The organism is Streptomyces scabiei 87.22, from assembly GCF_000091305.1.
GTDB lineage: Bacteria > Actinomycetota > Actinomycetes > Streptomycetales > Streptomycetaceae > Streptomyces > Streptomyces scabiei.
This window is the reverse complement of sequence record NC_013929.1, coordinates 1,238,354-1,263,083: the sequence shown is the minus strand read 5'-3', so window position 1 is coordinate 1,263,083 and position 24,730 is coordinate 1,238,354. Positions and strand designations below refer to the sequence as shown.

23 protein-coding genes and 1 pseudogene are annotated in these 24,730 nt (G+C 73.4%); 10 read left to right on the top strand and 14 right to left on the bottom strand.

The window, feature by feature from the left end; all coding sequences use genetic code 11:
• Window positions 1–90: 90 nt before the first annotated feature.
• Genes egtD through egtA form a run of 4 tightly spaced genes read right to left on the bottom strand, consistent with a single transcriptional unit; the run spans window position 91 to window position 4,482 of the window.
• Window positions 91–1,053 (bottom strand): L-histidine N(alpha)-methyltransferase, encoded by a 963-nt coding sequence (gene egtD / locus SCAB_RS05325; RefSeq protein ID WP_012999022.1) that lies wholly within the window; start codon window positions 1,051–1,053, stop codon window positions 91–93.
• Window positions 1,050–1,865 (bottom strand): ergothioneine biosynthesis protein EgtC, encoded by an 816-nt coding sequence (gene egtC, locus SCAB_RS05320; RefSeq protein ID WP_012999021.1) that lies wholly within the window; start codon window positions 1,863–1,865, stop codon window positions 1,050–1,052. The genes egtD and egtC overlap by 4 nt, the downstream gene beginning before the upstream one ends.
• Window positions 1,865–3,211 (bottom strand): ergothioneine biosynthesis protein EgtB, encoded by a 1,347-nt coding sequence (gene egtB, locus SCAB_RS05315; protein ID WP_012999020.1) that lies wholly within the window; start codon window positions 3,209–3,211, stop codon window positions 1,865–1,867. The genes egtC and egtB overlap by 1 nt, the downstream gene beginning before the upstream one ends.
• Complete coding sequence (egtA, locus tag SCAB_RS05310) at window positions 3,208–4,482, bottom strand: ergothioneine biosynthesis glutamate--cysteine ligase EgtA (protein ID WP_012999019.1); 1,275 nt, start codon at window positions 4,480–4,482, stop codon at window positions 3,208–3,210. The genes egtB and egtA overlap by 4 nt, the downstream gene beginning before the upstream one ends.
• A gap of 302 nt (window positions 4,483–4,784) precedes the next feature.
• Between egtA and SCAB_RS05305 the strand changes: the two genes are divergently transcribed.
• A complete protein-coding gene (locus SCAB_RS05305) occupies window positions 4,785–5,612 on the top strand; it encodes a TIGR02452 family protein (protein ID WP_012999018.1) in 828 nt (275 codons plus the stop codon).
• An 8-nt stretch (window positions 5,613–5,620) separates the two neighbouring features.
• Here the strand turns inward: SCAB_RS05305 and SCAB_RS05300 are convergent, their stop codons facing one another.
• From SCAB_RS05300 to SCAB_RS05275, 6 genes are all read right to left on the bottom strand, one after another.
• Window positions 5,621–6,067: a type II toxin-antitoxin system PemK/MazF family toxin gene (locus SCAB_RS05300; RefSeq protein ID WP_012999017.1), complete on the bottom strand. Its 447-nt coding sequence runs from the start codon at window positions 6,065–6,067 to the stop codon at window positions 5,621–5,623.
• A gap of 72 nt (window positions 6,068–6,139) precedes the next feature.
• Window positions 6,140–7,549 (bottom strand): flotillin family protein, encoded by a 1,410-nt coding sequence (locus tag SCAB_RS05295; protein WP_012999016.1) that lies wholly within the window; start codon window positions 7,547–7,549, stop codon window positions 6,140–6,142.
• Window positions 7,550–7,710: 161 nt separating this feature from the next.
• Entirely contained in the window at window positions 7,711–7,935 is a 225-nt protein-coding gene (locus tag SCAB_RS05290; protein WP_012999015.1) for a hypothetical protein, read from the bottom strand.
• A gap of 52 nt (window positions 7,936–7,987) precedes the next feature.
• Window positions 7,988–9,412: an amidase gene (locus SCAB_RS05285; protein ID WP_037726922.1), complete on the bottom strand. Its 1,425-nt coding sequence runs from the start codon at window positions 9,410–9,412 to the stop codon at window positions 7,988–7,990.
• Between the two features lie 116 nt (window positions 9,413–9,528).
• Entirely contained in the window at window positions 9,529–10,548 is a 1,020-nt protein-coding gene (locus SCAB_RS05280; protein ID WP_012999013.1) for a helix-turn-helix domain-containing protein, read from the bottom strand.
• 171 nt (window positions 10,549–10,719) lie between these two features.
• Window positions 10,720–11,694 (bottom strand): alpha/beta hydrolase, encoded by a 975-nt coding sequence (locus SCAB_RS05275; protein WP_037726918.1) that lies wholly within the window; start codon window positions 11,692–11,694, stop codon window positions 10,720–10,722.
• A gap of 769 nt (window positions 11,695–12,463) precedes the next feature.
• Here SCAB_RS05275 and SCAB_RS05270 point away from each other — a divergent pair.
• Together SCAB_RS05270 and SCAB_RS05265 are read left to right on the top strand one after the other, a co-directional pair.
• Entirely contained in the window at window positions 12,464–13,498 is a 1,035-nt protein-coding gene (locus SCAB_RS05270; protein ID WP_012999011.1) for a LacI family DNA-binding transcriptional regulator, read from the top strand.
• Window positions 13,499–13,609: 111 nt separating this feature from the next.
• Window positions 13,610–14,824 (top strand): 4-hydroxybenzoate 3-monooxygenase, encoded by a 1,215-nt coding sequence (locus tag SCAB_RS05265; protein WP_012999010.1) that lies wholly within the window; start codon window positions 13,610–13,612, stop codon window positions 14,822–14,824.
• Between the two features lie 13 nt (window positions 14,825–14,837).
• On the opposite strand, the gene trxA is transcribed toward SCAB_RS05265, so the two are convergent.
• Window positions 14,838–15,221 carry a thioredoxin gene (gene trxA, locus SCAB_RS05260; protein ID WP_061334773.1) on the bottom strand — a complete coding sequence of 128 codons (384 nt, stop codon included), beginning with the start codon at window positions 15,219–15,221 and terminating at the stop codon, window positions 14,838–14,840.
• A 128-nt stretch (window positions 15,222–15,349) separates the two neighbouring features.
• On the opposite strand from trxA, the gene SCAB_RS05255 reads away from it, so the two are divergent.
• On the top strand, window positions 15,350–16,810 hold the full coding sequence (locus SCAB_RS05255) for a dihydrolipoyl dehydrogenase family protein (protein WP_012999008.1): 1,461 nt from the start codon (window positions 15,350–15,352) through the stop codon (window positions 16,808–16,810).
• 26 nt (window positions 16,811–16,836) lie between these two features.
• On the opposite strand, the gene SCAB_RS05250 is transcribed toward SCAB_RS05255, so the two are convergent.
• Window positions 16,837–17,493 (bottom strand): peptide deformylase, encoded by a 657-nt coding sequence (locus tag SCAB_RS05250; protein WP_012999007.1) that lies wholly within the window; start codon window positions 17,491–17,493, stop codon window positions 16,837–16,839.
• Between the two features lie 187 nt (window positions 17,494–17,680).
• Between SCAB_RS05250 and SCAB_RS05245 the strand changes: the two genes are divergently transcribed.
• Window positions 17,681–19,090: a PepSY-associated TM helix domain-containing protein gene (locus SCAB_RS05245; protein ID WP_012999006.1), complete on the top strand. Its 1,410-nt coding sequence runs from the start codon at window positions 17,681–17,683 to the stop codon at window positions 19,088–19,090.
• Between the two features lie 126 nt (window positions 19,091–19,216).
• Here the strand turns inward: SCAB_RS05245 and SCAB_RS05240 are convergent, their stop codons facing one another.
• Entirely contained in the window at window positions 19,217–19,564 is a 348-nt protein-coding gene (locus SCAB_RS05240; RefSeq protein WP_037726915.1) for a tetratricopeptide repeat protein, read from the bottom strand.
• A gap of 102 nt (window positions 19,565–19,666) precedes the next feature.
• Here SCAB_RS05240 and SCAB_RS05235 point away from each other — a divergent pair, with 102 nt between their 5' ends.
• Window positions 19,667–20,632 (top strand): pirin family protein, encoded by a 966-nt coding sequence (locus tag SCAB_RS05235; RefSeq protein WP_012999004.1) that lies wholly within the window; start codon window positions 19,667–19,669, stop codon window positions 20,630–20,632.
• A gap of 227 nt (window positions 20,633–20,859) precedes the next feature.
• Window positions 20,860–21,318, top strand: a pseudogene (locus SCAB_RS49535) (ATP-binding protein); the annotation flags it as partial.
• Here the strand turns inward: SCAB_RS49535 and SCAB_RS05225 are convergent.
• Window positions 21,299–21,847 carry a hypothetical protein gene (locus tag SCAB_RS05225; RefSeq protein ID WP_012999002.1) on the bottom strand — a complete coding sequence of 183 codons (549 nt, stop codon included), beginning with the start codon at window positions 21,845–21,847 and terminating at the stop codon, window positions 21,299–21,301. The pseudogene SCAB_RS49535 and the gene SCAB_RS05225 overlap by 20 nt on opposite strands.
• A gap of 311 nt (window positions 21,848–22,158) precedes the next feature.
• On the opposite strand from SCAB_RS05225, the gene SCAB_RS05220 reads away from it, so the two are divergent.
• The 3 genes from SCAB_RS05220 to SCAB_RS05210 are packed head-to-tail and all read left to right on the top strand — an operon-like array spanning window position 22,159 to window position 24,571.
• On the top strand, window positions 22,159–22,497 hold the full coding sequence (locus SCAB_RS05220) for an ArsR/SmtB family transcription factor (protein WP_012999001.1): 339 nt from the start codon (window positions 22,159–22,161) through the stop codon (window positions 22,495–22,497).
• A complete protein-coding gene (locus SCAB_RS05215; RefSeq protein WP_037726913.1) occupies window positions 22,497–24,221 on the top strand; it encodes a SulP family inorganic anion transporter in 1,725 nt (574 codons plus the stop codon). Before SCAB_RS05220 ends, SCAB_RS05215 begins: the two co-directional genes overlap by 1 nt.
• Window positions 24,218–24,571 (top strand): zinc ribbon domain-containing protein YjdM, encoded by a 354-nt coding sequence (locus SCAB_RS05210; RefSeq protein WP_012998999.1) that lies wholly within the window; start codon window positions 24,218–24,220, stop codon window positions 24,569–24,571. Before SCAB_RS05215 ends, SCAB_RS05210 begins: the two co-directional genes overlap by 4 nt.
• The last annotated feature ends 159 nt before the right edge of the window (window positions 24,572–24,730 follow it).

Genomic DNA, 24,730 nt, shown 5'->3' with positions numbered 1-24,730 from the left:
GGGCCTGGGCTTTCAGGGGCGCGGGGAACTGCGCGACCAGCCCCCACGCACCCGCACCCGACAACGCACCCCCCGCCAAACCGCCGCGCGCTACCCCGCTCGGCTCAAGGACAGCGCGAACCGGCCCTGTTCATCCGTCCACCAGTGGGTCAACTCCATCCCTGCGGAAGCCAGTTCCGCCCGCACCCCCTCCCTCCTGAACTTCGCGGACACCTCGGTCCGCAGCTCCTCCCCGGCCTCGAAATCCACCGCCAGATCCAGCGCGGGGATCTTCACGGTCTGCGCCGTACGGGACCGCAGCCGCATCTCGATCCATTCGCACTCGGCGTTCCAGAGGGCGACATGGTCGAAGGCGTCGGGGTCGAAGTCCGCTCCCAGCTCCCGGTCCACCACGTTCAGCACGTTCTTGTTGAACTCGGCGGTCACCCCGGCCGCGTCGTCGTACGCGGCGACCAGCACCGCCTCGTCCTTGACCAGGTCCGTGCCCAGCAGCAGCGCGTCACCCGGCGCCAGCAGCGCCCGTACGGCGGCCAGGAACGCGGCGCGCTCCGCGGGCACCAGATTGCCGATCGTGCCGCCCAGGAACACCACCAGCCGGGGCCCCGGGGTCCCGGGCAGGTCGAGCCCGGCGGTGAAGTCGGCGATCAGGGCGTGCACGTTCAGCCCCGGCCGCTCGGCGACCAGCGCCTCGCCGGCCTGCCGCAGCGCGCTCTCGCTGACGTCGACCGGCACGTAGGTGTGCAGGCCGGGCATCGCGTCCAGCAGGTGCCGGGTCTTGTCGGACGAGCCGGACCCCAGCTCGACCAGGGTGCGCGCGCCGCTCGCCGCGGCGATCTCGCCCGCCCGGCCGACCAGGATCTCGCGCTCGGCACGGGTCGGGTAGTACTCGGGCAACTCGGTGATCCGCTCGAACAGTTCGCTGCCGCGGGCGTCGTAGAACCACTTGGGCGGCAGGGTCTTCGGGGTGCGGGTCAGACCGTCCAGGACGTCGGCGCGCAGCGCCGCGTCCGTGGCGTCCTCCGGCAGGGTGCGGGTGAGAAGGAACGGGCTCACGCAGGGGGCTCCTTCGGATGTGCGGATGACGGGGCGTGGTCGTTGTGGCCGGCGGCTTCCTCCGGCTCCTTGAGCGGGGTGAGCAGGACGTCCGTGCGGCTCGCCGCGAGCAGCGTGCGGTCCGGGACCTCCACCCAGTGCGGATCGTCGTCGTACGGCTCGGATGCCACGACCGTGCCCAGGCCGGGCCCGGTGAGGTACCACAGCGTGTCGCCCCAGGCGGTCGCGGCGATCGTCTCGCCGTCCGTCAGCAGCAGGTTGAGCCGCGACCCGGGAGCCGCCCGGGCGACCTCCAGGACCGTGTCGGCCAGCGCCTGGCCCTCCGGGTCACCGGCCCGCAGCCGGTTCAGGACCAGGGCCCACACGAGCGCGGAGTCGTTGCGGGCCTCCATCGACAGCACCTCGACGGCCGGCAGCGAGGCCACGAGCGGCGCCAGGGACCGGGGCCACCCGGCCACCGCCCCGTTGTGGCTGAACAGCCAGGGCCCGGCCGAGAACGGCGCCGCCGCGGCCTCGTCGTCCGCGCCGGCCACCGTCGCGTCCCGGACGGCGGCCAGCAGCGCCCCGGTGCGGACCACCCGGGCGAGGTCCGCGAAGGACTGGTCGCCCCAGATCGGCCCGGCCCGCCGGTAGCGCCCCGGCACCGGGTCGCCCTGCGCGTACCAGCCGACCCCGAACCCGTCGGCGTTGACCGTCCCGTACCGCTGCCGCCGGGGTGCCCACGACTGCCGGAACAGACCGTGCGGCGGGTCCACCAGGACCCTGCCGAGCGGCAGGTCGGTGGTGCCGAGGCAGGCGATGTGCCGGCACATCAGACGGCCTCCGGGGTGGCGTCGCGGGCCGTGCGGAACCCGCTGAAGATCTGCCGCCGGATCGGATAGTCCCAGTTGCGGAACGTCCCCCGGCACGCCACCTGGTCCACGGCGAACGAACCGCCGCGCAGCACCTTGTGCTCGGGGCCGAAGAACACCTCCGAGTACTCCTTGTACGGGAACGCCGAGAACCCCGGGTAGGGCAGGAAGTCGCTCGACGTCCACTCCCAGACATCGCCGATCAACTGCCGTACGCCCAGCGGCGATTCCCCCGCCGCATAGCTGCCGGCCGGGGCCGGGCGCAGATGGCGTTGTCCGAGGTTGGCGTGTTCCGGCGCCGGGTCGGCGTCGCCCCACGGGTAGCGGGTCGAGCGGCCGGTGACCGGGTCGTGCCGGGCGGCCTTCTCCCACTCGGCCTCGGTGGGCAGTCGGCGACCCGCCCAGCGGGCGTACGCGTCCGCCTCGTACCAGCACACGTGCAGCACCGGCTCCTCGGCCGGCACGACCTCCGTGACACCGAAACGCCGCCGCAGCCACTGCCGGCCGTCGCGCCGCCAGAACAGCGGCGCGTGGATGCCGTGGGCGCGGATGTGGTCCCAGCCCTCGGCGGTCCACCAGCGTGCGTCGTCGTAGCCGCCGTCCGCGATGAACGCCTGGTAGGCGCCGTTCGTCACGGGCGTCGTGTCGATGTGGAACGCCGGGACGCTCCGGCGGTGCGCCGGCCGCTCGTTGTCCAGCGCCCACGGCTCGGTCGAGGTGCCCATGGTGAACTCCCCGCCGGGCACCAGCACTTCGGACGGTCCCGTGAACAGCGGTACGGGCTCGGGATCCGGCGCCGACAGCACGGCCGGGCCCTGCCGCAGCTGATGGGTGATCAGCATCGTCTCGTCGTGCTGCTGTTCGTGCTGGGCGATCATGCCGAAGGCGAAGCCCGCGTCGGTGAGCCGGGTGCCGTGGAAGTCGGCGCTCTCCAGCACGTCCAGCGCCCGTCCGCGCACCTCGTGCAGGTACTGCCGGGCCTCCTCCGGCGCGAGCAGCGGCAGCGAGGGCCGTGCCGCGCGCGGATGCTCGAAGGCGTCGTACAGGCCGTCGATCTCGGGCCGCATCGCCTCACGCCCGGCGACGTTGCGCAGCAGCCACAGCTCCTCCTGGTTGCCGATGTGGGCGAGGTCCCAGACCAGCGGGGACATCAGCGGCGAGTGCTGGGCGGTGAGATCGGGTTCGTCGACTGCGGTCGTCAGGAGCGCGGTGCGGGCCCGGGCCGTGGTCAGGGCGGCCAGCGCGCGCTCCCGGAGTATCTCGGGGTCGGCGCCGGCCGTCGGGGCCGGTGTCCGGGGTGCGGTCATGCGGGGATGTCCTTCCCGTGCAACAGGTCCAGCAGATCGTCGGCGGGGCAGCGGCCCCGGGCCACATAGCGGTCGGTGTACGCCGCGACCGCGTCCAGTACCTCGGTGCCCGCGCCCAGCCGGGGCAGGGCCTCGGCCGCCGCGGCGAAGCAGACGGCCGCCGCTTCCCGCAGGTCCGGGTCGGTCAGACCGTCACGGGTGGCCGCCTCCCAGAGCGGATTGCGCGGTGGCGGTTGCGAACCCGCCCGCTCCGCGAGCGGCTTGACGGTCCGGTACGCGATCTCCGCGGCCTCCGGGTCCTCGAACAGGGCCGTCGTCACCGCGAGCGGCACGATCCAGCCGTCCTCGCCGGGCTGGGCGTCGATCATGCGCAGCTCCAGATGGCCGCGCGGGCGCACCGGCGGGAACAGGGTCGTCAGGTGGTAGTCGAGGTCGGCGCGGCTCGGCGGGTTGTCGGTTCCGGTCCACTCCCGGAACGTCATCGCCCCGGGCACGCCCCAGGGGCCTTCGTCGGCCCGGACGCACATCACCGGCGCGTCCAGCACCAGCCGTGCCCAGGCCTCGCGCGGGTCGCCGTCGAGGTCCGGCGCGGTCGTCCGGCCCGGGTCCATCGCCGCCCACAGCGCCTGCCGCGTCGAACGCAGGCCGGTCACCCGGCCGCGCGCCAGCGGGGAGTGCGCGAACGCGGCCACCAGGACGGCTCCGAGCTGGTGCGCCAGCCACCAGCGCCGCCGGTGGCCGAGGGGGCCGGGCTCCTCGTACCCGGCGTCGAGGCACACCTGCACGGACGCGGTCGAGCACATCATGGCCAGCCCCTCGGGCCCGAAACGCCGGAGATAGATCTCCATCGCGTCGTACCGGGGCTCGTGGAGGTAGCGGGTCGGGGGGTTCCAGGGTTCGTGGCCGTAACCGCTGATGCCGAGGTCCGCCTCGCGCAGGGTGGCGCGTACGGCGGCGAGGTCGGCCGAGACGGAGTCGATGCACTCCGTCAGGGAGGCGGCCGGTGCCGAACTGAGCTCCAGCTGGCCGCCGGGCTCGACGGTCAGCGGCGAGTTCAGGGTCAGCGTCCGCAGTGCGGCGTAGGCCGCTGCGAGTCGTGCGGGTGTTGCCGGGAGCCGCGGGTCGCGCAGCTCGTGGACGTGCCATTCCAGCTCGACACCCAGGGTCCGGGGTGGACCGGTCTTGAAGCAGATGCCCCGTACCAGGGCCTCCACCTCCGCCTCGGTGACCGGGGAGCGCGGCTCCGTACAGTCACTCAGCGAATCTGACATGTCGGGATCCTCCTGATATGTCAATCTCGTCGGTCGAGCCCCCGGTCCGCACCCGGTGGGGCGGGGCCGGTGGCGCTCGTCCCACCCAAACCCTCGCGCCGCTTTCGCACAAGGGGACACATCGTGGCAATGCGGATCGACGATCCCCGTTCCCGGGATCTTCGGGCACCCCTTCCCTTTCCCGTTCCCGGCCGTTCACACGAGGAAATTCCGTTGCGGTCCTTCACCAGCATCGCCCAGGATGCGCCCATGAGCACGACGGGGGAGAAGGCGGCGCCCGCGCCGCACACGGGGGTGGCGGCGTGAGCGCGCGTCTGCGGGGAATCGCTCGGGAGACCGAGGACATCGTCGCGGCCGGGCACTATCGCGCGCCCTCCGGTCACCGGGTGTCCATCGCGGACGACGTGGCCGCCGCACGTGCGGGCACCCGGCTGCACGGCCCCGACCCGGTCGGGACTCCCCGGGCCGGCCCGGTGCGATCGGCCGTCGAGGTCACCGGCGAGAGCAGCCTGGAGGCCGCCCGCCGTCTGACGGCGGCCGACACCGCCCCGGTGGCCGTCCTCAACTTCTCCTCGGCCCGCAATCCCGGCGGCGGCTATCTGAACGGCGCCCAGGCGCAGGAGGAGGCCCTCTGCCGGGCCTCCGCGCTCTACACCTGCGTCCGGGAGGCTCCCGCCTTCTACGCCCACCACCGGGCCCACCGCGACCCGTTCTACACGGACCGCGTCATCCACTCACCCGCCGTCCCCGTCTTCCGGGACGACCGCGGCACCCTCCTCGACACCCCGTACACGGCCGGCTTCCTGACCTCCGCGGCCCCCAACGCCTCCGTCGTCCGGCGTACGGCTCCGGAGCGCGCCGCCGAGCTGCCCCGCGCCCTGGCCGGCCGCGCGGAACGCGTCCTGGAGACGGCGGCGGCGCACGGCTACCGCCGGCTGGTCCTGGGCGCCTGGGGCTGCGGGGTGTTCGGCAACGACCCGGCCCAGGTGGCGGCGGCGTTCAGGGCCCTGCTCAGGGACGGCGGCAGGTTCGAGGGCGCCTTCGCGCACGTCGTGTTCGGCGTGCTGGACCGTACCAGGGGCGCGGCGGTCCGCGGCGCGTTCGAACGAGAGTTCAGCCGGGGTTCCTGAGCGGCGGCCTACCGCCAGCCGTACCGCTCCCGCAACCGCAGCACGACGGAGTTGAACCGCATCCGGTCCAGCGCGCAGGCCTCCCGCCGCATCCCCGCCTCGTGCAGCCGCAGCACCCGGTCCACGTCCACCCAGGAATCCCGCCCGGACCGGTCCCACGGCCCGCTCCCGATCGGGACCCACTCCCGGTCGCCGTCGTGCCGCTTGCTCGACAGCTGCACGGCGAGCAGGGTCCCCGCTGCCTCCCTGGCCACGACGAGCACGGGACGGTCCTTGCCCCGTCCGTCGTTCTCCTCGAACGGCACCCAGGTCCACACGATCTCCCCGGGGTCCGGATCCCCGTCGTGCGCGGGCGCGTACTCGGTGCGCACCCGCCCGACGTCACGGGGATCGGCCTCGGTGGTGGCGGTGGGCCCGTGGCGCCCCGGCACGTCCTGCTCGGCGAAGGAAGTCACAGCGCACACGCTAACCCGCGCCCCGCCGGGGGCGCGGGCCCGGTGGCCGACGGCCACCGCCGCGTCACCGCGCTACGACTCCCTGTCGACCTGCACCTTCTCCACGGCCACCTTCTCCACCGGCACCCCGTTGACCCCCGCGGAGGCGCCGTTGGGGTTGTTCATCGAGGACAGCAGCTGCCGGGCCAGGCCGAGCCCCGTCCCGCCCATCGTGAGGGCCTTGGCGAACATGTCCGCCATCCCGTCGGCCCCGTTGAGCAGCACCATGTTGTCGACGTTGCCGAACGCGGAGGCGCCCGCCTGCACGATCTCCGGCCACTGCTCGGCCAGTTGCTGCGCGATCACCGCCTCCTGGTTCTCGGCCAGCGCGGCGGCCCGTGCCTTGATGCCCTCGGCCTCCGCGAGCCCCTTCGCGCGCGTGGCCTCGGCGGCGGCGATGCCCTTGGCCTGCCGGGCCGCGGCCTCGGCCTCACCGGTCAGCTGGGTCGCGGTCGCCTCCGCGGCGGCCGCCAGCTCGGTCTCCTTGGCCTTGGCCTGCGCGGCGGAGATCCGGGCGTCGCGCTCGGCCTCGGCGAGGGTCCGCTTCTCGTAGGCCTTGGCGTCGGCCGGCTTGCGCACGTCCGCCTGCAGTTGCTGCTCGCGCCGGGCCGCCGCCAGCTCCGCGACCCGCGTCTCCTGGACGACGACCTCCTGCAGGGCTGCCGCCTCGGCCAACGGACCGGCCTGCTTGGCCTTCGCGGAGGCGTTGTCCCGCTCGGCCTGGTAGCCGGCCTGGAGGATCTCGCTGTCCCGGGTGGCCTCCGCCATACGTGCCGCGGCCTGCTGCTCGGCCTCGGTGGCGAGCCGGTTGGCCTCGGCCTGCGCGATCCGGGCGTCCCGCTGCACGGCCGCCGCGTGCGGCATGGCCATGTTCTTGATGTAGCCGGTCGGGTCCTCGATCTCGTGGATCTGCAGCGAGTCGACGATCAGGCCCAGTTTCTCCATCTCCGTGCCGCACGCGGCCCGGGTCTGGCCGGTCAGCTTCTCGCGGTCCCGGATCATGTCCTCGACCGTCAACCCGCCCACGATGGACCGCAGATGACCGGCGAACACGTTGTGCACCCGCTCCGACACCCGCTTCTGCTGGCCGAGGAAGCGGCGCGCCGCGTTGGCGATGGAGACGAAGTCGTCGCCCACCTTGAAGATGACGACGCCCCGGATCTTCAGCGGAATGCCCTGGAACGTCACGCACTCCACGGCCAGTTCGGTCTGGTTCAGATCGAGGGAGAGCTTGCGCACCGCCTGCATACCGGGCAGGACGAGGGTGCCGCGCCCGGTGACGATACGGAAGTTCATGCCATCCGTGAGGCCCTCCATCTTGTGCTTGGAACCGGAGATGATCAGAGCCTCGTTCGGTTCGGCGACACGCCACATGAGCTTGAAGAGACTGATCAGTACCACTGCGACCGCTACGGTCGCCCCCGCGATGATGCCGACGAACATCGGCCCACCCCCTCTGGCCAGGTGCCCTCACGGCACCGAACGTCGGGAGTGTCCCGCGTGGCCCGGCGGCGGTACAGGGCGCGAGGGGCCGTTGTTGCAGTCCTGATGCGAACCGGTTCCCGAAGGCCGACACACCGCGCCGCGGGCGGCCCGACGGGCCGTCAACTGTCGTACGCGGCCGACACGTACACCGTCCGGGGCGGCAGGTACTCCATCACCATCACGAGCGTCCCCGGTGCGATCCGGTCCTTCGCGGAGGCGGGGTAGGCGAGAAAGTGCTCGGCGCCGCCCCGTACCCGGACGATCACCTCGCCGACGAGCCCGGGACCGACCGCGCCGGTCACCCGTCCCATCAGCCCGACCATCGACGCTTCGTCCATGGTCACAGCGTACGGGTCGCGGGCGGGCGCCGAACCCGCCCGCCCGCGTCCGGCACACTCAGACCGCGGGGGAGTCCGCGGTGCTCCGGCGCGGCGGCCACCGCTCGTGCCAGCGCTGGTCCGCCTCCAACTGCGCGGCCAGCGACAGCAGAAGGGGCTCGCTGTCCGCCGGGCCGAGCAACTGGGCGCCCACCGGCAGTCCGTCGTCCACGAACCCCGCCGGTACGTTGACGCCGGGCCAGCCCAGCACGTTCCACGGCCACGCGTACGGGCAGGCCGCGATCATCGCGCGGTCGGTACCGAACCCGCCGAGGTTCAGCATGGAGCCGATGCGCGGCGGGGGAGCGGCGGTGGTCGGCGCCAGCACCACGTCGTACGACCGGAAGAGCGCGCCGATCCGCCGGTGCAGGGCGAACTCGGCGCGCCGGGCCAGCCGCAGCGGCGCCCCGCCGAGCAGCCGGCCGAGGCGGGCGGCCTCCAGGGTGCGCGGGTCGAGGAGTTCCCGCTCGGCGACGGCACCCACCCGTTCGGCGATGCCGGCGGTGGCGCGCGGAATGAAGGTCAGCCCGATCTGCCCGTACCGGGGCTCCGCCTCCTCCACCTCGTGCCCGAGCGCGGCGAGCCGTTCCGCCACCGCCCGCACCCGCTCCCGCACCCGGGGGTCGAGCCGCGCGGGCAGCGCCGTGAAGGGCGGTTTGAGGGACAGGGCGATCCTGAGCCGCCCCGGGTCCCGGCCGACGGCGGCCGAGGCGTCCACGGGGGCGGGCCGGTGCAGGTCGCCCTCGTGGTTGCCGCTCGCCGCGTCCAGCAGGAGCGCGGCGTCGGCCACCGTGCGGGCGAGGGTGCCGTTGACGGTGATGCCCTGGAAGGACTCCGCGTGCGGCCAGGTCGAGATGCGGCCGCGCTGGGGCTTGATGCCGACGAGGTGCGTCCAGGAGGCGGGGATGCGCACCGATCCGGCGCCGTCCGAGCCCAGCGCGGCCGGGACGATCCCCGCGGCCACGGCCGCCGCGGAACCGCCGGAGGAGCCGCCCGGGGTGTGGTCCGGGTGCCAGGGATTGCGGGTGGCCCCGAAGGCCGGCCCCTCCGTGAACGGCCACTGTCCCAGCTCGCACGTGTTGGTCTTGCCCACGACGATCGCCCCGGCCGCGCGCAGCCGCCGTACGGCCTCGCCGTCCTCCGGGAGCGAGGGGAACTCGCCCCGGCAGCCGAACGCGGTCGGTTCGCCCGCCACGTCCATGTCGTCCTTCACCGCCACCGGCACGCCGAGCAGCGGCCGCCGGCCGCCCTCCGCCAGCTCCCTGTCCGCCGCGTCGGCCTCCGTCAGCGCCGCCTCGGCCCGCACCCGCCGGAACGCGTTCACCGTCCCCTGGCTCGCCTCGATCCGGGCGAGCGTCCGCTCCACGAGCGCCCGCGAGGTCACCTCCCCGGCCGCCAGTGCCCGAGCACACTCCACGAGACCCGGCGCACGGTCGACATCCATACGGAACACCTCCGGAAGCAGGATTTCTACCGAACGGTAATGTCCGCGCGGGCGCGACGGTACGGCGTGGACGACTTGCCTGACGAGGGCGGCGATTCGTGCGGGCGGCCGGGGGCTCAGCCGCCGCGGGCCAGGTGCCGCAGGGTGAGGGCCAGATGCAGCCGGAGCCGTCCCCGGGGCGTGCGCACCGGCCAGCCGAGGACCGCCTCCGCGTGGGTCAGCCGGTCCTGGAGGGTGGAGTGGTGGACGTTGACGCCACCGGCCGCCGCCCGCAGGCTCGCGGTCGTGGCGACCGCGTGGAGCGTGGCGAGCATCCAGGGCGCGTCCGCCGCGGCCCGCTCCAGGTCCCGTACGTCCGGCGGCGGTTCGGCCCCCGGCGCGATCAGCCCGGCGAGCAGGGCGATCCCGCCGAGGTCGTCGGCGTGCACCACGCGTTCACCGGGGTCCTGTGCGGTGCCCTCGGCGGTGAACCGCAACGCCGTCCGCGCCTCGGCCCACGACCCTGGCAGCCCCAGCACCGCCACCTCCGGCCCGACCCCGACCCGCCCGGCGGGCAGCTCGTCCTCGCCGACCCGGCCCCCGCGCACACGCAGAACGCGGGGACGGCCGCCCAGCGGGGCGACGGCGCGGACCCGGGTGGCCCGGTCGTCCAGGCCGAGGCGCCGGGCCGCGTGCAGCCGGGCCCCCTCGTCGGCGGAGGGGTCGAGCACGGTCTCCACGAGCGCCGGGTCGTCGGCGGGGGAGAGGGGCGCCCGGCCACGGGTGCGGTCCAGCACCACCCGCAGCGCCCCGGCGGCCCGCTCCAGGATGACCGCGTCCACCACACTCGGCTCACCGCCCCCGGCCCGCTCCAGCCACAGCGCGGGCGCACCGCCCGGCACGAGCGGGGCGGACGGCCAGCCCGGGTCCTGCGGCGGGCCGGTGTCGTGGCGCCGCCCGTCGGTCTCGACCCGCACCCGCACGTGCCGCTCCGCGTCGACGAGGCGCGCGGGACACCCGGCCAGCACGGCCGCGCCGCGCACCAGGGCCTCCAGCCCGGCCCGCGCCTCGGCCAGCGTGTCGAAGTAGGCGATGACCCGCACGGCGGCCCCGGCATCCGGATCCACCGCGGTCAGCCGCCCCGCCAGCTCTTTCATACGCCTCATAGTGCGCCATGGCCCCGCCGGGCGGGAGAGCGGTGACGGTCTGGAGAGCGGTGGGCGCAGCCCCTGCTCTCCAGGGGCGCGGGGAACTGCGCGACCAGCCCCCACCGGACGGACGTCCGGGGGTCGAAGGTGCGCAGCCCCTGCTGAGGACGGGAAGCCCCCTCACTCCCCGAGCAACCGCCGAACCCACCGCACATGCGCCTCCCGGCACTCCCGCGACACCGCCGCCTGCGGCGCGAACCCGTCGAACCCGTGGAACCCCCCGGGCCACACATGCAACTCCGCGACCCCACCCGCCTGCCACAACCGGGACGCGTACGCCACGACCTCGTCCCGGAACGTCTCCGCCGACCCCACGTCCAGGAACGCCGGAGGCAACCCGCTCAGATCCAGGGCCCGCGCCGGCGCCGCGTACTCCGACACCTCGTCCCCGCCGCGCCGCTCCCCGAGCAGCGCCGTCCACCCCGTCTCGTTGGCCGTCCGGTCCCACACCCCCCGCCCCGCCATCTGGTGGGCGGAAGGCGTGTCGTTGCGGTCGTCGAGCATCGGGCACAGCAGCACCTGCCCGATCGGCCGGGGCCCCTTCCGGTCACGCGTGAGCAGCGCCAGCGCGGCGGTCAGCCCCCCGCCCGCGCTCGCCCCCGCGATGATGATCCGCTCGGCGTCGCCGCCGAACTCGTGCGCGTGCCCGGCCGTCCACAGCAGCCCCGCGTAGACGTCCTCGACGGGCGCCGGATGCGGGTGCTCGGGTGCCAGCCGGTACTCCACGGACACCACGACCGCGCCCACCTCCCGCGCCCACGCCAGCGGCGCGTCCACCCCGACCCGGTTGTTGCCGACGATCATGCCGCCGCCGTGCACGTGGTAGATCACGGGCAGCGCCGCCGGGGTCGCGGGAGCGGCCGGACGGCAGATGAGCAGGGAGATCTCCGGCTCCCCCGGAGGGCCCGGCACCAGCCGGTCCTCGACCTCGAAGAACCCGTCCATGGTGAGGTCGAGCTGGGCCAGCAGCGCGATGCCGGGGCCCTGGCGCATCGCCGGGATGTCGTCCATGGTCAGCCCGCGCGGCACCATGTCCTTGATCGCTTCCAGGGCCGCCGCGAGCTCCGGATCGAACGGGGGCGGGGTCATGGTCATGGCTTCTCCTCGTGCGGGTTCCGCGTCCGCGCCGCGCACCGCGACGCGTGGCCGGCGGTGCGGACCGCGACGTGTGCCAACGGTTCGTACCGTGATGATGGGCGCGGCGGCAAGCGCGAGGACGCCGTCGTACGGCGGTGCTTGCCCGCCATCCGGCGGGTGGCCCGGGAGCCGTCCGGAGCGGGCCGTGGTCCGCGTGGTGCGGGAGGCGTCCGCAGCGGGCCGTGGTCCGCGTGGTCCGCACGCGTCCCGAGCGGCGCGGCCGGCGGGCGCGGCGCCGGTGTCCGCACCCGCGTCGAACACATAGTTCACGCCATAGCTTTCGCGTCGCGGCACCCCGTGCCGCAGCGCGGCCGGGCGGTCGCGGCACCGGCGGGGCCCACCTCCGCGCGCGTCCCGCGCGCACCGGGCGCACGGCCGTGGCCAGGCACGCGACCGCTCCCCGACCGCCGACCCCGACCAGCGGATCGGCCACCACCCTCGGCCGAACACCGAGGTGCCGCCACGTCACCGGCGCGCCCTGGCACGGGACGAGGGCCGGTCGCCCGCCCAACGGCCGGGAGCGGGAAGCAGGCCACACGACTGTGCACGGACACGGCCGACACACGCGTGTGGAGGTGGCGTGAAATGGCCGCCCGGTTGAACAGATTTCGAACACATTCGCCAAACTGCCCAGCCACAAAGATCGGTGGTCCGAACCCGGGCCTCGCACGGTCGGCGGTCCCCCGGCCGGAACGACCTTCACCGCTTCTGCAAGGATGCCCTCCTCATGGTGCAGATACCGAAAGAGCCCGCCCCGCCCTCGCCCCTGCAGCGATCCGTGCCCACGAGCGCCGACGTGGCACGGCTCGCGGGTGTCTCACGCGCGACGGTCAGCTACGTCCTGAACAACACCAGCGCCGTCCGTATCAGCGAGCCGACCCGCCGCCGGGTCCACGAGGCGGCCAAGGAACTCGGCTACGTACCCCACGCGGCGGCCCGCAGCCTGCGCGCCGGCCACAGCCGCCTGGTACTGATGCCCACCCCGAACGTTCCCGTCGGCCCGCTCTACAGCCAGTTCATCAACGAGATCCAGTGGGCCCTCAGCCGGCTCGACTACACCGTCGTGCAGCACGGCGGCATCGGACTGCGCGGCGACGACGCCGCCCGTGCCTGGGCGGAGCTGCGTCCGGTCGCGGTCATCGTGCCCGGCGTCGGTATCGGTCCGCAGGGGGTGGCGGTGCTCAAGCGCTCCGGCGCCAGGGCCGTCGTCACCCTGACCCCCGAACCCGTCGAGGGCGCCCACGCGTTGATCCTGGACCACGCGGGCGTCGGCCACAGCGCGGGCCGGCACCTGGTCGAGAGCGGCCGCCGCCGCATCGGTGTCGTCGTGCCCGAGGAGCCCGGCTTCGGGGTCTTCTCCCAGCCCCGGCTGGCCGGTGTACGCCGCGCGGTGCAGGGCACCGAGGCCACGGTCACGGAGCTGCCGCTCGCCTACGACGAGGCGGCCGCCGCCCGGCTCGCACGCGACTGGCGCTCCCTCGGTCTGGACGCGGTGTTCGCGTACAACGACGAATACGCGATGCTGGTGATGCGGGCCCTCCAGGACGAGGGCATCGGCATCCCCGGGGAGACGGCCGTGGTCGGGGCCGACGACCTGATGCTCGGCCGGCTGTTGCGGCCGCGCCTCAGCACCGTCCACCTGGAGCTGCCGTCCGGACGTCACCTCGCGGAACTGGTCGACCGCGTGGTGCGCGACCCCGCGTCGGTCCCCACCACCCACGACGTCCTGGGCGCCAGGATCGTCCACCGCGAGTCGAGCTGACCGGGCCGGTCCGATCGGGCCCGGGCGGACCGGACGCGGCCGAGCGGGCAGGGCCGAACGGGCACGGCTGAACGCACAGGGCGGCGGACCGCCCGCCTCGGGAGGCGCGTCATGCGCACGAAGGTCGGCATCATCGGCGGAGGCCCCGCCGGACTCCTCCTCGCCCGGCTGCTGCACCGGGCGGACATCGACTGCGTGGTCCTGGAGAGCCGGACCCGGGCGGACGTGGAGCGGCGCCCGGGCACGGGCCGGGGGTACGACGGCATCCTGGAGCAGGGGACCGTCGAAGCGCTGCGCGCGTGCGGCGCCGCCGGACGCCCGGAGACCGAGGGTCTGGTCCACCACGGCCTCGAACTGCGCTTCGACCGTGCACGGCACCGCCTCGACCTCCCGGCCCTCACCGGCGGCCGTACGGTCACGAGTTGCGCCCGGACGGAGATCGTGCGGGACCTCGTCGCCCTGCAACTCGCCGACGGGCCGCCGCTGTTGTTCCAGGCGGCGGCGGTCGGCGTCGAGGACCCGCTCGGCGGGCGGCCGGTGGTGCACTTCGTCCACGACGGCTACCAGGAGGAGCTGTCCTGCGACTGGGTGGCGGGCTGCGACGGTCTCCACGGCATCTCCCGCCATGTGGTTCCCGCTCCGGTCCGCCGGGTCCACAAGCACGAGTACCCGTACGCCTGGCTCGACGTCCTGGCCGAGGTGCCGCCGCCCCGCGAACCGGTCCACGCGCGCGGCGACCACGGCTTCGTCCTGCACGCCCCGCGGTCCCGCTCGTCGTCCCGGTTCCACCTCCAGGTCCCCGCGGGCACCGACCCGGCCGACTGGCCCGACGCGCGCGTCCGGGACGAACTGGCCGCGCGTCTCGCCCTCGACGACGACATCGACGACCCCGACGGCATCGGCCGGACCCTGGAACACGGGCCGATCACCGCCAGATCCGTGACCCCGCTGCGCGCCCACGTCCACGAGCCGATGCGGTACGGGCGGCTGCTGCTCGCCGGGGACGCCGCCCACGGGCTGCCGCCGATCGCCGCCACGAGCCTCGATCTCGCGGTGTCCGACGTGACGCTCCTCGCCCGCGCCCTCATCGGGCTGTACACCGACGGCACGGCGCAACTCCTGGACCGGTACACGCGGTTGTGCCTCGACCGGGTCTGGCAGGCGGCCCGTTTCGGCGACGACCTGATCCGGCTGCTGCACACACGGCCCGACGGCGGCGCCTTCGACCACCGTCTCCAGCTCGCCGGGCTGCGCCGGATCACACAGTCCCGGGAGGCGGCCGCGGAACTGGCCGCCCACTACACGGGGCTGCCGCCGGTCTGGTGAACCGGCCGGCCCGTCAGCCGTTCTGCTCGGCCTGCGCCTGCTGCTCGGCGACCGCCTTGCGGACCTCGTCCATGTCCAGCTTCCGGGCCTGCCCGATGACGTCGGTCAGCGCTGCCTCGGGCAGCGCGCCCGGCTGCGCGAAGACGGCGACCTGATCACGGACGATCATCAGCGTCGGGATCGACTGGATGCCGAAGGCCTGCGCCAGCTCCGGCTGCGCCTCCGTGTCGACCTTGCCGAACACCAGGTCCGGGTTGTCACCGGCGGCCTTTTCGTAGACCGGGGCGAACTGCCGGCAGGGACCGCACCAGGCCGCCCAGAAGTCGATGAGAACGAACTCGTTCTCGGTGACCGTCCGGTCGAAGTTCTCCTTGGTCAGCTCCACGGTGCTGCTCATGGCGTGCATCCCTCTTCCTGGTCTCGGTGCTCGGGGGCGAGCCGCACACGACAACGCCGCCCCGTGGTGGCGTATTCCGCGCGCCTACCCGTTTGGCCACCGCGCACACCAGCAACCAGACTGACCCCATGACGGATACGGAGAACACCGAAGGCACAGCGGGCGACGCGACACCGGCCGAGTACGACGTCGTGGTGCTCGGTGCCGGACCCGTGGGGGAGAACGTCGCCGACCGCACCCGCGCGGCCGGCCTGTCCACCGCGATCGTGGAGAGCGAACTGGTCGGCGGCGAGTGCTCGTACTGGGCGTGCATGCCGAGCAAGGCCCTGCTGCGCCCCGCGATCGCCCGCGCCGACGCCCGCCGCGTACCCGGGCTGCGCCACCTGGTGGAAGGGCCGCTGGACACCGCCGAGGTGCTCGCCCGCCGCGACTACGAGACCGGGAACTGGAAGGACGACGGCCAGGTGGCCTGGCTGGAGAGTGTCGGGGCGGTCCTGTACCGCGGCCACGCGCGCCTGGCCGGGCATCGCCGGGTCGTCGTGGACGCCCCCGACGGCGGGCGCCGGCTCCTCACCGCCCGGCACGCGGTGGTGGTCTCCACCGGCAGCCGCGCACTCCTGCCCGACCTGCCCGGACTCGCGCAGGTCCGGCCCTGGACCAGTCGCGAGGCCACCAGCGCGCGGACGGCTCCCGGCCGGCTGATCGTCGTCGGCGGCGGTGTGGTGGCCGTCGAGATGGCCACCGCCTGGCGGTCCCTCGGCTCCGAGGTCACCGTCCTCGTCCGCGGCAAGGGCCTGCTGCCCCGCATGGAACCCTTCGCGGGTGAACTGATCGCCGAGGCGCTCGGCGAGTCCGGCGTGGACGTGCGGACGGGGACGTCGGTGACGGCGGTGTCCCGCGAGAACGGGACCGTGGTGGCCCTCACCGACACCGGCGACCGGCTGGAGGCCGACGAGATCCTCTTCGCCACCGGCCGCGCCCCGCGCACCGACGACCTCGGCCTCGACACCGTCGGCCTGGAGTCCGGCGCGTGGCTGCCCGTCGACGACAGTCTGCGGGTGACGGGCAGCGACTGGCTGTACGCGGTCGGGGACGTCAACCACCGGGCGCTCCTCACCCACCAGGGCAAGTACCAGGCCCGGATCGCCGGGGCCGCCATCGCCGCCCGCGCGGCCGGGATCCCGCTCCTGGAGCGCGACCCCTGGGGCGCCCACGCGGCCACCGCCGACCACGCAGCCGTCCCCCAGGTCGTCTTCACCGACCCCGAGGCCGCCGCCGTCGGCCTCTCCCTCGCGGAAGCCGAGCAGGCCGGCCACCGCGTCCGCGCTGTCGACGTCGAGTTCTCGTCCGTCGCGGGAGCGGGCCTGTACGCCGACGGCTACCGGGGCCGCGCCCGTATGGTCGTCGACCTGGACCGCGAGATCCTGCGCGGTGTCACCTTCGTCGGCCCCGCCGTCGGCGAGCTGATCCACTCCGCCACCGTCGCCGTCGCCGGCGAGGTCCCGGTCGACCGGCTCTGGCACGCGGTGCCCTCGTACCCGACGCTCAGCGAGGTGTGGCTGCGGCTGCTCGAGGCGTACCGGGGCTGACACGCGGCCGCCGGCCGTCCGGGCGCTCAGTCGGGCAGCAGAAAGCCCAGCTCCCGGGCGGCCCGGGCCGGAGTCGGGTCGTTCCAGCGGTCGGCCATCGCCTGGTTGGAGGAGAGGGACCGCAGCTCGGCGTGGTCGAGGTAGAGCGTGCCGTTCAGGTGGTCCGTCTCGTGCTGGACGATACGGGCGGGCCACCCCGAGAACTCCTCGTCCACCGCCCGCCCCCGCTCGTCGAGCGCCCGCAGCCGCACCCTGGCGTGCCGGGCCACCACGGCCTGCCAGCCCGGGACGCTCAGACAGCCCTCGAAGAACGCGTCACGGAACGGCCCGACCGCCTCGTACGCGGGATTGACCAGGACGCGGAACGGCTGCGGGACCCTGCCCCGGGCGAGCCGCACCTCCTCCGGGACCGGCGCGGGGTCCTCGATCACCGCGATGCGCAGGGACACTCCCACCTGGGGCGCGGCGAGACCGACACCGGGCGCCGCGTGCATGGTGGCGCGCAGGGCGGCGACGAAGCGGGCCAGGAGGGCCGGGTCGAGCTGGCCGTCGAAGGGCTCGGCCGTGCGGCGCAGCACCGGGTCGCCCGCGGCGACGATCGGCAGCGGCCCCTCATGGGCGAGGAGTTCCTCGACCCGGTGCTTCAGCGGGCGGGAGTCGGCGCGGTCGCGTTCGGAAGGCATCGGGCCAGGATGCCAACCGCGGTCGTACGACGCGAGGCGGCTCACGCGAAGGCGCGGCCGCACGCCGCACACTGGCGGGCGACCGGAGCGCATGTGACCCACGTCACATGCGAGGCCGGGAACTCGGGGCCCTCACGATCCGACTACTGGACCGCCACGTCGTCCCCGCATCCCGGAGCATCCGCCGATGACCATCGCCCCCTCGACCGAGACGGACGAGTCCCGCGAACCCGTCGCCAAGCCCGACGGCGCCACGAGGGGCTGGGCCTCGCTCAGGCCGCTCGTGCTGCGGCTGCACTTCTACGCGGGCGTCCTCGTCGCCCCGTTCCTCCTGGTCGCCGCCCTGACCGGCGGACTGTACGCCGCCTCGTTCTCGGTCGAGAAGATCGTCTACGCGGACCGGACGACCGTCGCGAAGGTCGGCGACGAGAAGCTGCCGATATCCGAGCAGGTAGCCGCCGCCCGCAAGGCACACCCCGAGGGCACCGTCTCCGCCGTGCGCCCCTCCCCGGAGGACGACGCGACGACCCGGGTGATGCTGACGGGCGTGAAGGGCATCGACGAGGCCAACACGCTCGCGGTGTTCGTCGACCCGTACACCGCCGAGGTGCGCGGCGCCCTAGAGCAGTACGGCTCGACCGGCGCCCTGCCGGTGCGCACCTGGATCGACAAGTTCCACGCCAACCTCCAGCTCGGCGAGCCCGGCCGCCTCTACAGCGAACTCGCTGCCAGCTGGCTGTGGGTCATCTCGGGCGGCGGCCTCGTGCTCTGGTTCGCCCGTCGCCGCGCCCAGCGCAAGGTGCGCGGCACCAGCGGCCGCCGCCGCACGCTGGGCCTGCACGGCACGGTCGGCGTCTGGGCCGCCGCCGGGTTCTTCTTCCTCTCGGCGACGGGCCTGACCTGGTCGACCTACGCGGGCGCCAACATCGAGGTGCTGCGCACCGAACTCCACCAGGCCACCCCGGCGATCTCCGCCGCCGCGGGCGACCACGGGGACCACGGCGACGGCTCGCCGGAGGGCGGGGCCGCGGCGAAGGGCGACCTGGACAAGATCCTCGCCGCCGCACGGGCCAAGGGCCTCGGCGACCCGGTGGAGATCGTGCCGCCGGCCGACGCGTCCTCCACCTATGTGGTCAAGCAGGTACAGCGCAGCTGGCCCACCAAGCAGGACGCGGTGGCCGTGGACCCGGCGACGGCGGAGGTCACCGACACCCTCCGGTTCGCCGACTTCCCGGTCCTCGCCAAGCTCTCCCGCTGGGGCATCGACGGCCACACGGGCGTGCTGTTCGGGCTGGCCAACCAGCTCCTGCTGATGGCCCTGGCGGCCTCCCTGGTCGTCCTGATCATCTGGGGCTACCGGATGTGGTGGCTGCGTGGCCGCGCCTCGTCGTTCGGCCGCCCGATCCCACGCGGGGCCTGGCAGCACGTGCCGCCGCAGATCCTGGTCCCGGCCCTCGTCCTCATCGCCGTCCTCGGCTATTTCGTCCCCCTCCTCGGCATCCCGCTGGCCGTGTTCATCGCGGTGGACGTCGTCCTGGGCGAGATCGCGCACCGGCGCGGCAAGCGGTCGTACGGCGGCCGGGCAGAGGCGAAGTAGGGCGGTCGGCGCGGCCGTCGCGGGCCGCGCGGACCTGACGTGGCCCCCCGGGGGGCGCGAAGCGACGGAGTGAGGGGGCGCGTCCTGACCGGACGCGCCCCCTCACTCCGTGAACCCCTGCGCTTTCTATGGCTGCGCGAACTCGCCCGCGAGGGCCGAGGCGATCCGCAGGTGGGACTGCGCCTCCTGGTGCCGGGACTGCCGCTCCAGCGTGCGGCCCAGCATCAGCCGGGCGTACTGCTCCACCGGGTCCCGCTCCACGAGGACGCGCAACTCCGCCTCGGCCTTGCGCAGTTGGGCCGAGTGATAGTACGCGCGGGCCAGCAGCAGCCGCGGACCGGTCTGCTCCGGAACCTCCTCGACCAGCGGGCCGAGGACACGCGCCGCGGCGGCGTAGTCCTTGGCGTCGAAGAACATCCGGCCGCGCTCCCAGCGCTCGGCGGGTGTTCCGTGGTCGTAGTACGTCGTGTCCACCGGTGCCTCCTTCGAGGCGCACAACCTCCGCTTGCCGTTGAATATTCCACCACTTTGGGTGCCGGCTGACGGGGGTGGGCGGACGGGACTAGGTTGTGCAGCATGAGCAATCTTGATCGCGAGCCGGTCCCCGCGGTGTGCGGCGGCCGGGGCTTCGTGGTGGCCGAACCGGTGCGGGAACTCCTCAGCCCCCGAAAGGTGAGGCTCGGTGAGTCCACCGAGGTGCGGCGGCTGCTGCCCAACCTGGGCCGCCGCATGGTCGGCGCCTGGGCCTTCGTCGATCACTACGGTCCCGACGACATCGCCGACGAGCCCGGTATGCAGGTGCCGCCGCACCCGCACATGGGCCTGCAGACGGTCAGCTGGCTGCACCAGGGCGAGGTGCTGCACCGCGACTCCACGGGCAGCCTGCAGACGATCCGTCCGCGCGAGCTGGGCCTCATGACCTCCGGGCGGGCCATCAGCCACTCGGAGGAGAGCCCGCGGTCGCACGCCCGCTACCTGCACGGCGCCCAGCTCTGGGTCGCCCTGCCGGACAGCCACCGGCACACCGACCCGCGCTTCGAGCACCACGCCGAACTGCCGGTCGTCACGGCCCCCGGCCTGAGCGCCACCCTCGTCCTCGGCTCCCTGGACGGGGCCACCTCGCCCGGCGCGACCTTCACCCCGATCGTCGGCGCCGACCTCACACTGGCCGCCGGCGCCGACGTACGGCTCCCGCTCGAACCCGACTTCGAGTACGCCGTCCTCGCCATGGCCGGCGAGGCCCACGTCGACGGGGTACCGGTCCTCCCCGGTTCCATGCTCTACCTCGGCTGCGGCCGCACCGAACTCCCCCTGCGCACCGACACGGACGCCTCCCTCATGCTCCTCGGCGGCGAGCCGTTCGAGGAGGAGCTGATCATGTTCTGGAACTGGATCGGACGGTCCCAGGAGGAGATCGAACAGGCCCGTTCGGACTGGATGGAAGGGACACGGTTCGGTGAGGTGAAGGGCTATGACGGGGCTCCGCTGCCCGCACCGAAACTGCCGCCTGTGCCGTTGAAGCCGCGGGGGAGAGTGCGCTGACCTGTGGAAGTGACTGATCGTTCGGTGCCGGGCGGGTAACGCGCAGCCGTGCGCCGGCTCGCGCTCGCGGGGGAGTGGAGGGGTGTGCCGCAGTGGGCGAGTCGGTCGATCGGCGGACGGTGTCGGCAGCCGAGTCCCCGGCGGCAGAACGACTGTCCAGATGCCATGGTGGAATGGGGGTAGAGGGTGTCGGCACGGGCTGAGCTGTACAGGAGTTTGCGAGGGCACTCGGCCACATCGACTACCTGCGGGTCCTCCTGCCAGGACGAGATCACCCGCCGCGAGACCGTCGCCTTCCTCCGCAGGCTCCAGCGGGCTGAGTTCGAGCAGCAGGCCACCCTTGCGTATCGCCCAGGCGCTGGGACACCTCGCGGTTCGGCAGGGCGCCCACGTCCGTTTCGCCAAGAGCAACCGGATCCTCGCCGAACTCGCCGGTGGCCACGCGGACCGCACCGGAGAGGCGGATCCGCGAACTGGTGCGTCCCGACGTGCTCATCCTCGACGACTTCGCCATGCGCCAGCTCTCCGCCGCCCAGGCCGAGGACCTCTACGAACTCGTCTCCGAGCGCCAGAGCCGGTCCCTGATCGACACCAGCCAGCAGGTGATCATGAACGGGCCCGGCTACCGCCCGAACAAGCGGCCCAAGAAACCCACCGACAAATGCGTCAAATCCCCGGTCCGCTGACGCCCGGCCCGTCCACGTTCCATTCTTGCGGTAGTTCCTCGTCACAGAAGACGCAGACGAAGTACTCCTCCCGAACGATGTTCAGCTGACCGCAGGCGGGACAGCGCCGGAACACCACCTCGTGGGTGAAACCGGCCGGATGATCAATCCCAGCTGTGTCCAGAGCCCGCGCGACAGCCCGCCACGAGCTGACGTCCGGGCAGTATCCGGTCGACTGATTGCTCACCTCACCGACCACCCACTGCCCGGACTCCTTGCGGAAGCTCATCTCCCCGGCACCCAGAACAGGGCCACCGCCGGCACACACCACGTGCTCGCTCCGGCGCGGCGCCAGCCCCAGCACACCTGCCGAGTCGATGACGAACGTGAAGGGCTCGACCAAGTCCGCCGCTGTCAGAGTCGAAAGCCAGTCGTCGAAGTCCGCCGCCGAGTGGATGCGTTGGCCCTCAGCCTCTGGCCGAACAAGGGCCCGCAGATCAGGCGGTCCCACATATCGATAGCTCCATCCCAGCAAGTTCACGCCGGCCAACGTAATGCCCTCGCGAGGCCGGGGCACGGGGAAGTACGTGAACGTACGCCTGGGGAACAACGCGAACGTCCACAGCCTTGGTCGTAGCCGCGGATTCCCGCCGCACGTCGCGGCCCGCGGGCGCTTCACGCGATCTCTTCAGCAGTGTGCCCGGAGTGGGGCAGCCGACCGGGCGTCGATGAGATGCTGAATTGCAAAATTTCGCAATTGATTAGATGCTGGATGAGCTAAGCCCACTCCATCGGTGGTCACGGGCGCAGCGCAGCCGGATCCGCCCCGAGGCGGGGTGTCGTAGGAGAAGCCGAGGGGTCGTGTCCGTTCCGCTGTACCAGGCCAAGGCCGAGTTCTTCCGGATACTGGGGCATCCCGTGCGGATCCGGGTGCTGGAACTGCTGCAGGAGGGACCGCGACCGGTGCGGGACCTGTCGGCCGCCATCGAGGTGGAGCCGTCCGGCCTGTCACAGCAGCTGGTAGTGCTGCGCCAGTCCGGGATCGTCACGTCGACCCGGGAGGGCTCCACGGTCGTCCATGAACCAGCGGGCGGAGACGTCGCGGACCTGATGAGGGCCGCGCGGCGGATCCTTGCCCAGATGCTCGCCGGGCAGGGCGAGCTGCCGGCCCAGCTGCGCGAAGCCGGGGTCCCCGCGTGATGACCTCGGCGATCAACCGGGCAAAGTCCCGGCTTGCCGCGCTCCTCCCCGCTCGTGCCGACCTGGCGGCCGTGCGGCGAGCCCCGCGGCGGGACCTACTGGCCGGACTGACCGTGGCGATCGTGGCGCTGCCGCTCGCGCTCGGCTTCGGTGTCTCCTCCGGTCTCGGCGCGGAGGCGGGCCTGGCGACCGCAGTGGTCGCCGGCGCGCTCGCAGCCGTGTTCGGCGGGTCCAACCTCCAAGTGTCCGGGCCCACCGGGGCCATGACCGTGGTGCTGGTGCCGATCGTCGGCGAGTACGGTCCGACCGGCGTGCTGACCGTCGGGCTGATGGCGGGCATCATGCTCGTGGCGCTGGCCGCGCTGCGGGCAGGGAAGTACATGCAGTACGTGCCCGCACCCGTCGTGGAGGGCTTCACCCTCGGTATCGCCTGCGTGATCGGACTCCAGCAGGTGCCGAACGCACTCGGCGTACCCAAGCCCGAGGGCGACCGCGTGCTGGTGACGACCTGGCGAGCCGTCGCGGAATTCGCCAAGCATCCGCACTGGACGGCCGTCGGACTCGCGACCGCGGTGGCCGCGGTCATGCTGATCGGCGCCCGCTGGCGGCCGACCGTCCCGTTCTCCATCGTCGCCGTCATAGCGGCCACGGTCGTCACGCAGGTCGCGGGCCTGGATGCGGCACAGCCGATCGGTGACCTGCCGTCCGGGCTGCCCGCGCCCTCGCTCGGCTTCCTCGATGTGGGTTCGCCCGGCTCCCTGCTCGCCCCGGCCGTGGCCGTGGCGGCGCTCGCCGCGCTGGAGTCCCTGCTGTCCGCCTCGGTGGCGGACGGCATGACGGTGGGCCAGAAGCACGACCCCGATCGCGAACTGTTCGGCCAAGGTCTGGCGAACATCGCCGCCCCGCTCTTCGGCGGGGTGCCCGCGACCGGCGCGATCGCCCGTACCGCGGTCAACGTCCGCACCGGCGCCGGCTCCCGGCTGGCCGCCCTCACCCACGCCGCGATCCTCGCGTTGATCGTCTTCGCTGCCGCGCCCCTGGTGTCGAAGATCCCGCTCGCCGCCCTCGCCGGTGTACTGCTGGCCACCGCCGTCCGCATGGTCGAGGTCGGCTCGCTCAGGGCGATGGCCAGGGCCACCCGCTCCGATGCGCTGATCCTCGCCCTGACCGCGGTCGCGACCCTCGCCCTGGACCTCGTGTACGCGGTGATCATCGGCCTGGTCGTCGCGGGCGCCCTCGCCCTGCGTGCCGTGGCCAAGCAGGCCCGCCTCGACCAGGTGCCGCTCGACCGGGGCGACCACAGCGCCGAGGAGCACGCCCTGCTGGCCGAGCACATCGTCGCCTACCGCATCGACGGGCCGCTGTTCTTCGCCGCCGCCCACCGCTTCCTGCTGGAGCTGACCGACGTGGCCGACGTACGGGTCGTCATCCTGCGCATGTCGCGGGTGTCGACGATGGACGCCACAGGTGCCCTCGTCCTGAAGGACGCGGTGGAGAAGCTGACACGGCGCGGCATCCTCGTCCTGGCCTCCGGTATCCGCACCGACCAGCGCCAGGTCCTGGACTCCGTCGGCGCGCTGGAATTGCTGCGGCACGAGGACCGGGAGTACGCCACCACACCCGAGGCGATCCTGGCTGCCCGTGACCACCTGGCGGCAGCAGGCGTCCTGCCCGCTCTCCCCGCCCAGTATCGGCCCACTGACGGAAAGACCCCTGTGCCATGAGTGACAACAACCTTCCTGCCTGCCCCGCATGCTCCGGTGAGTACACCTACGAGATGGGCGCGCTGCTGGTCTGCCCCGAGTGCGGGCACGAATGGTCGCCCTCCGAGGAATCAGCAGGCGGCACCGGGAGCAAGGTGATCCGGGACGCGGTCGGCAACGTGCTCGCCGACGGTGACACCGTGACGGTGGTCAAGGCGCTGAAGGTCAAGGGCAGCCCGACCGGCATCAAGGCGGGCACCAAGGTACGCAACATCCGCCTCGTCGACGGCGTGGACGGCCACGACATCGACTGCAAGGTCGACGGCTTCGGCGCCATGCAGCTCAAGTCCAGCGTGGTCAAGAGGGCTTGACCCCGATGGCTCACTGTTCCGACCGCGCGGGACGACTCCCCGGGCGGCCTTCGCAGGGCCTCCAGTCGATGCTTCGGCCGGGGGCGAAGGCGCCGCCACCGTGGCGCACCGGCGCGAGGGTGCAGGCATCCTCCTCGGTGGTGATCGCCACGTCCTCAA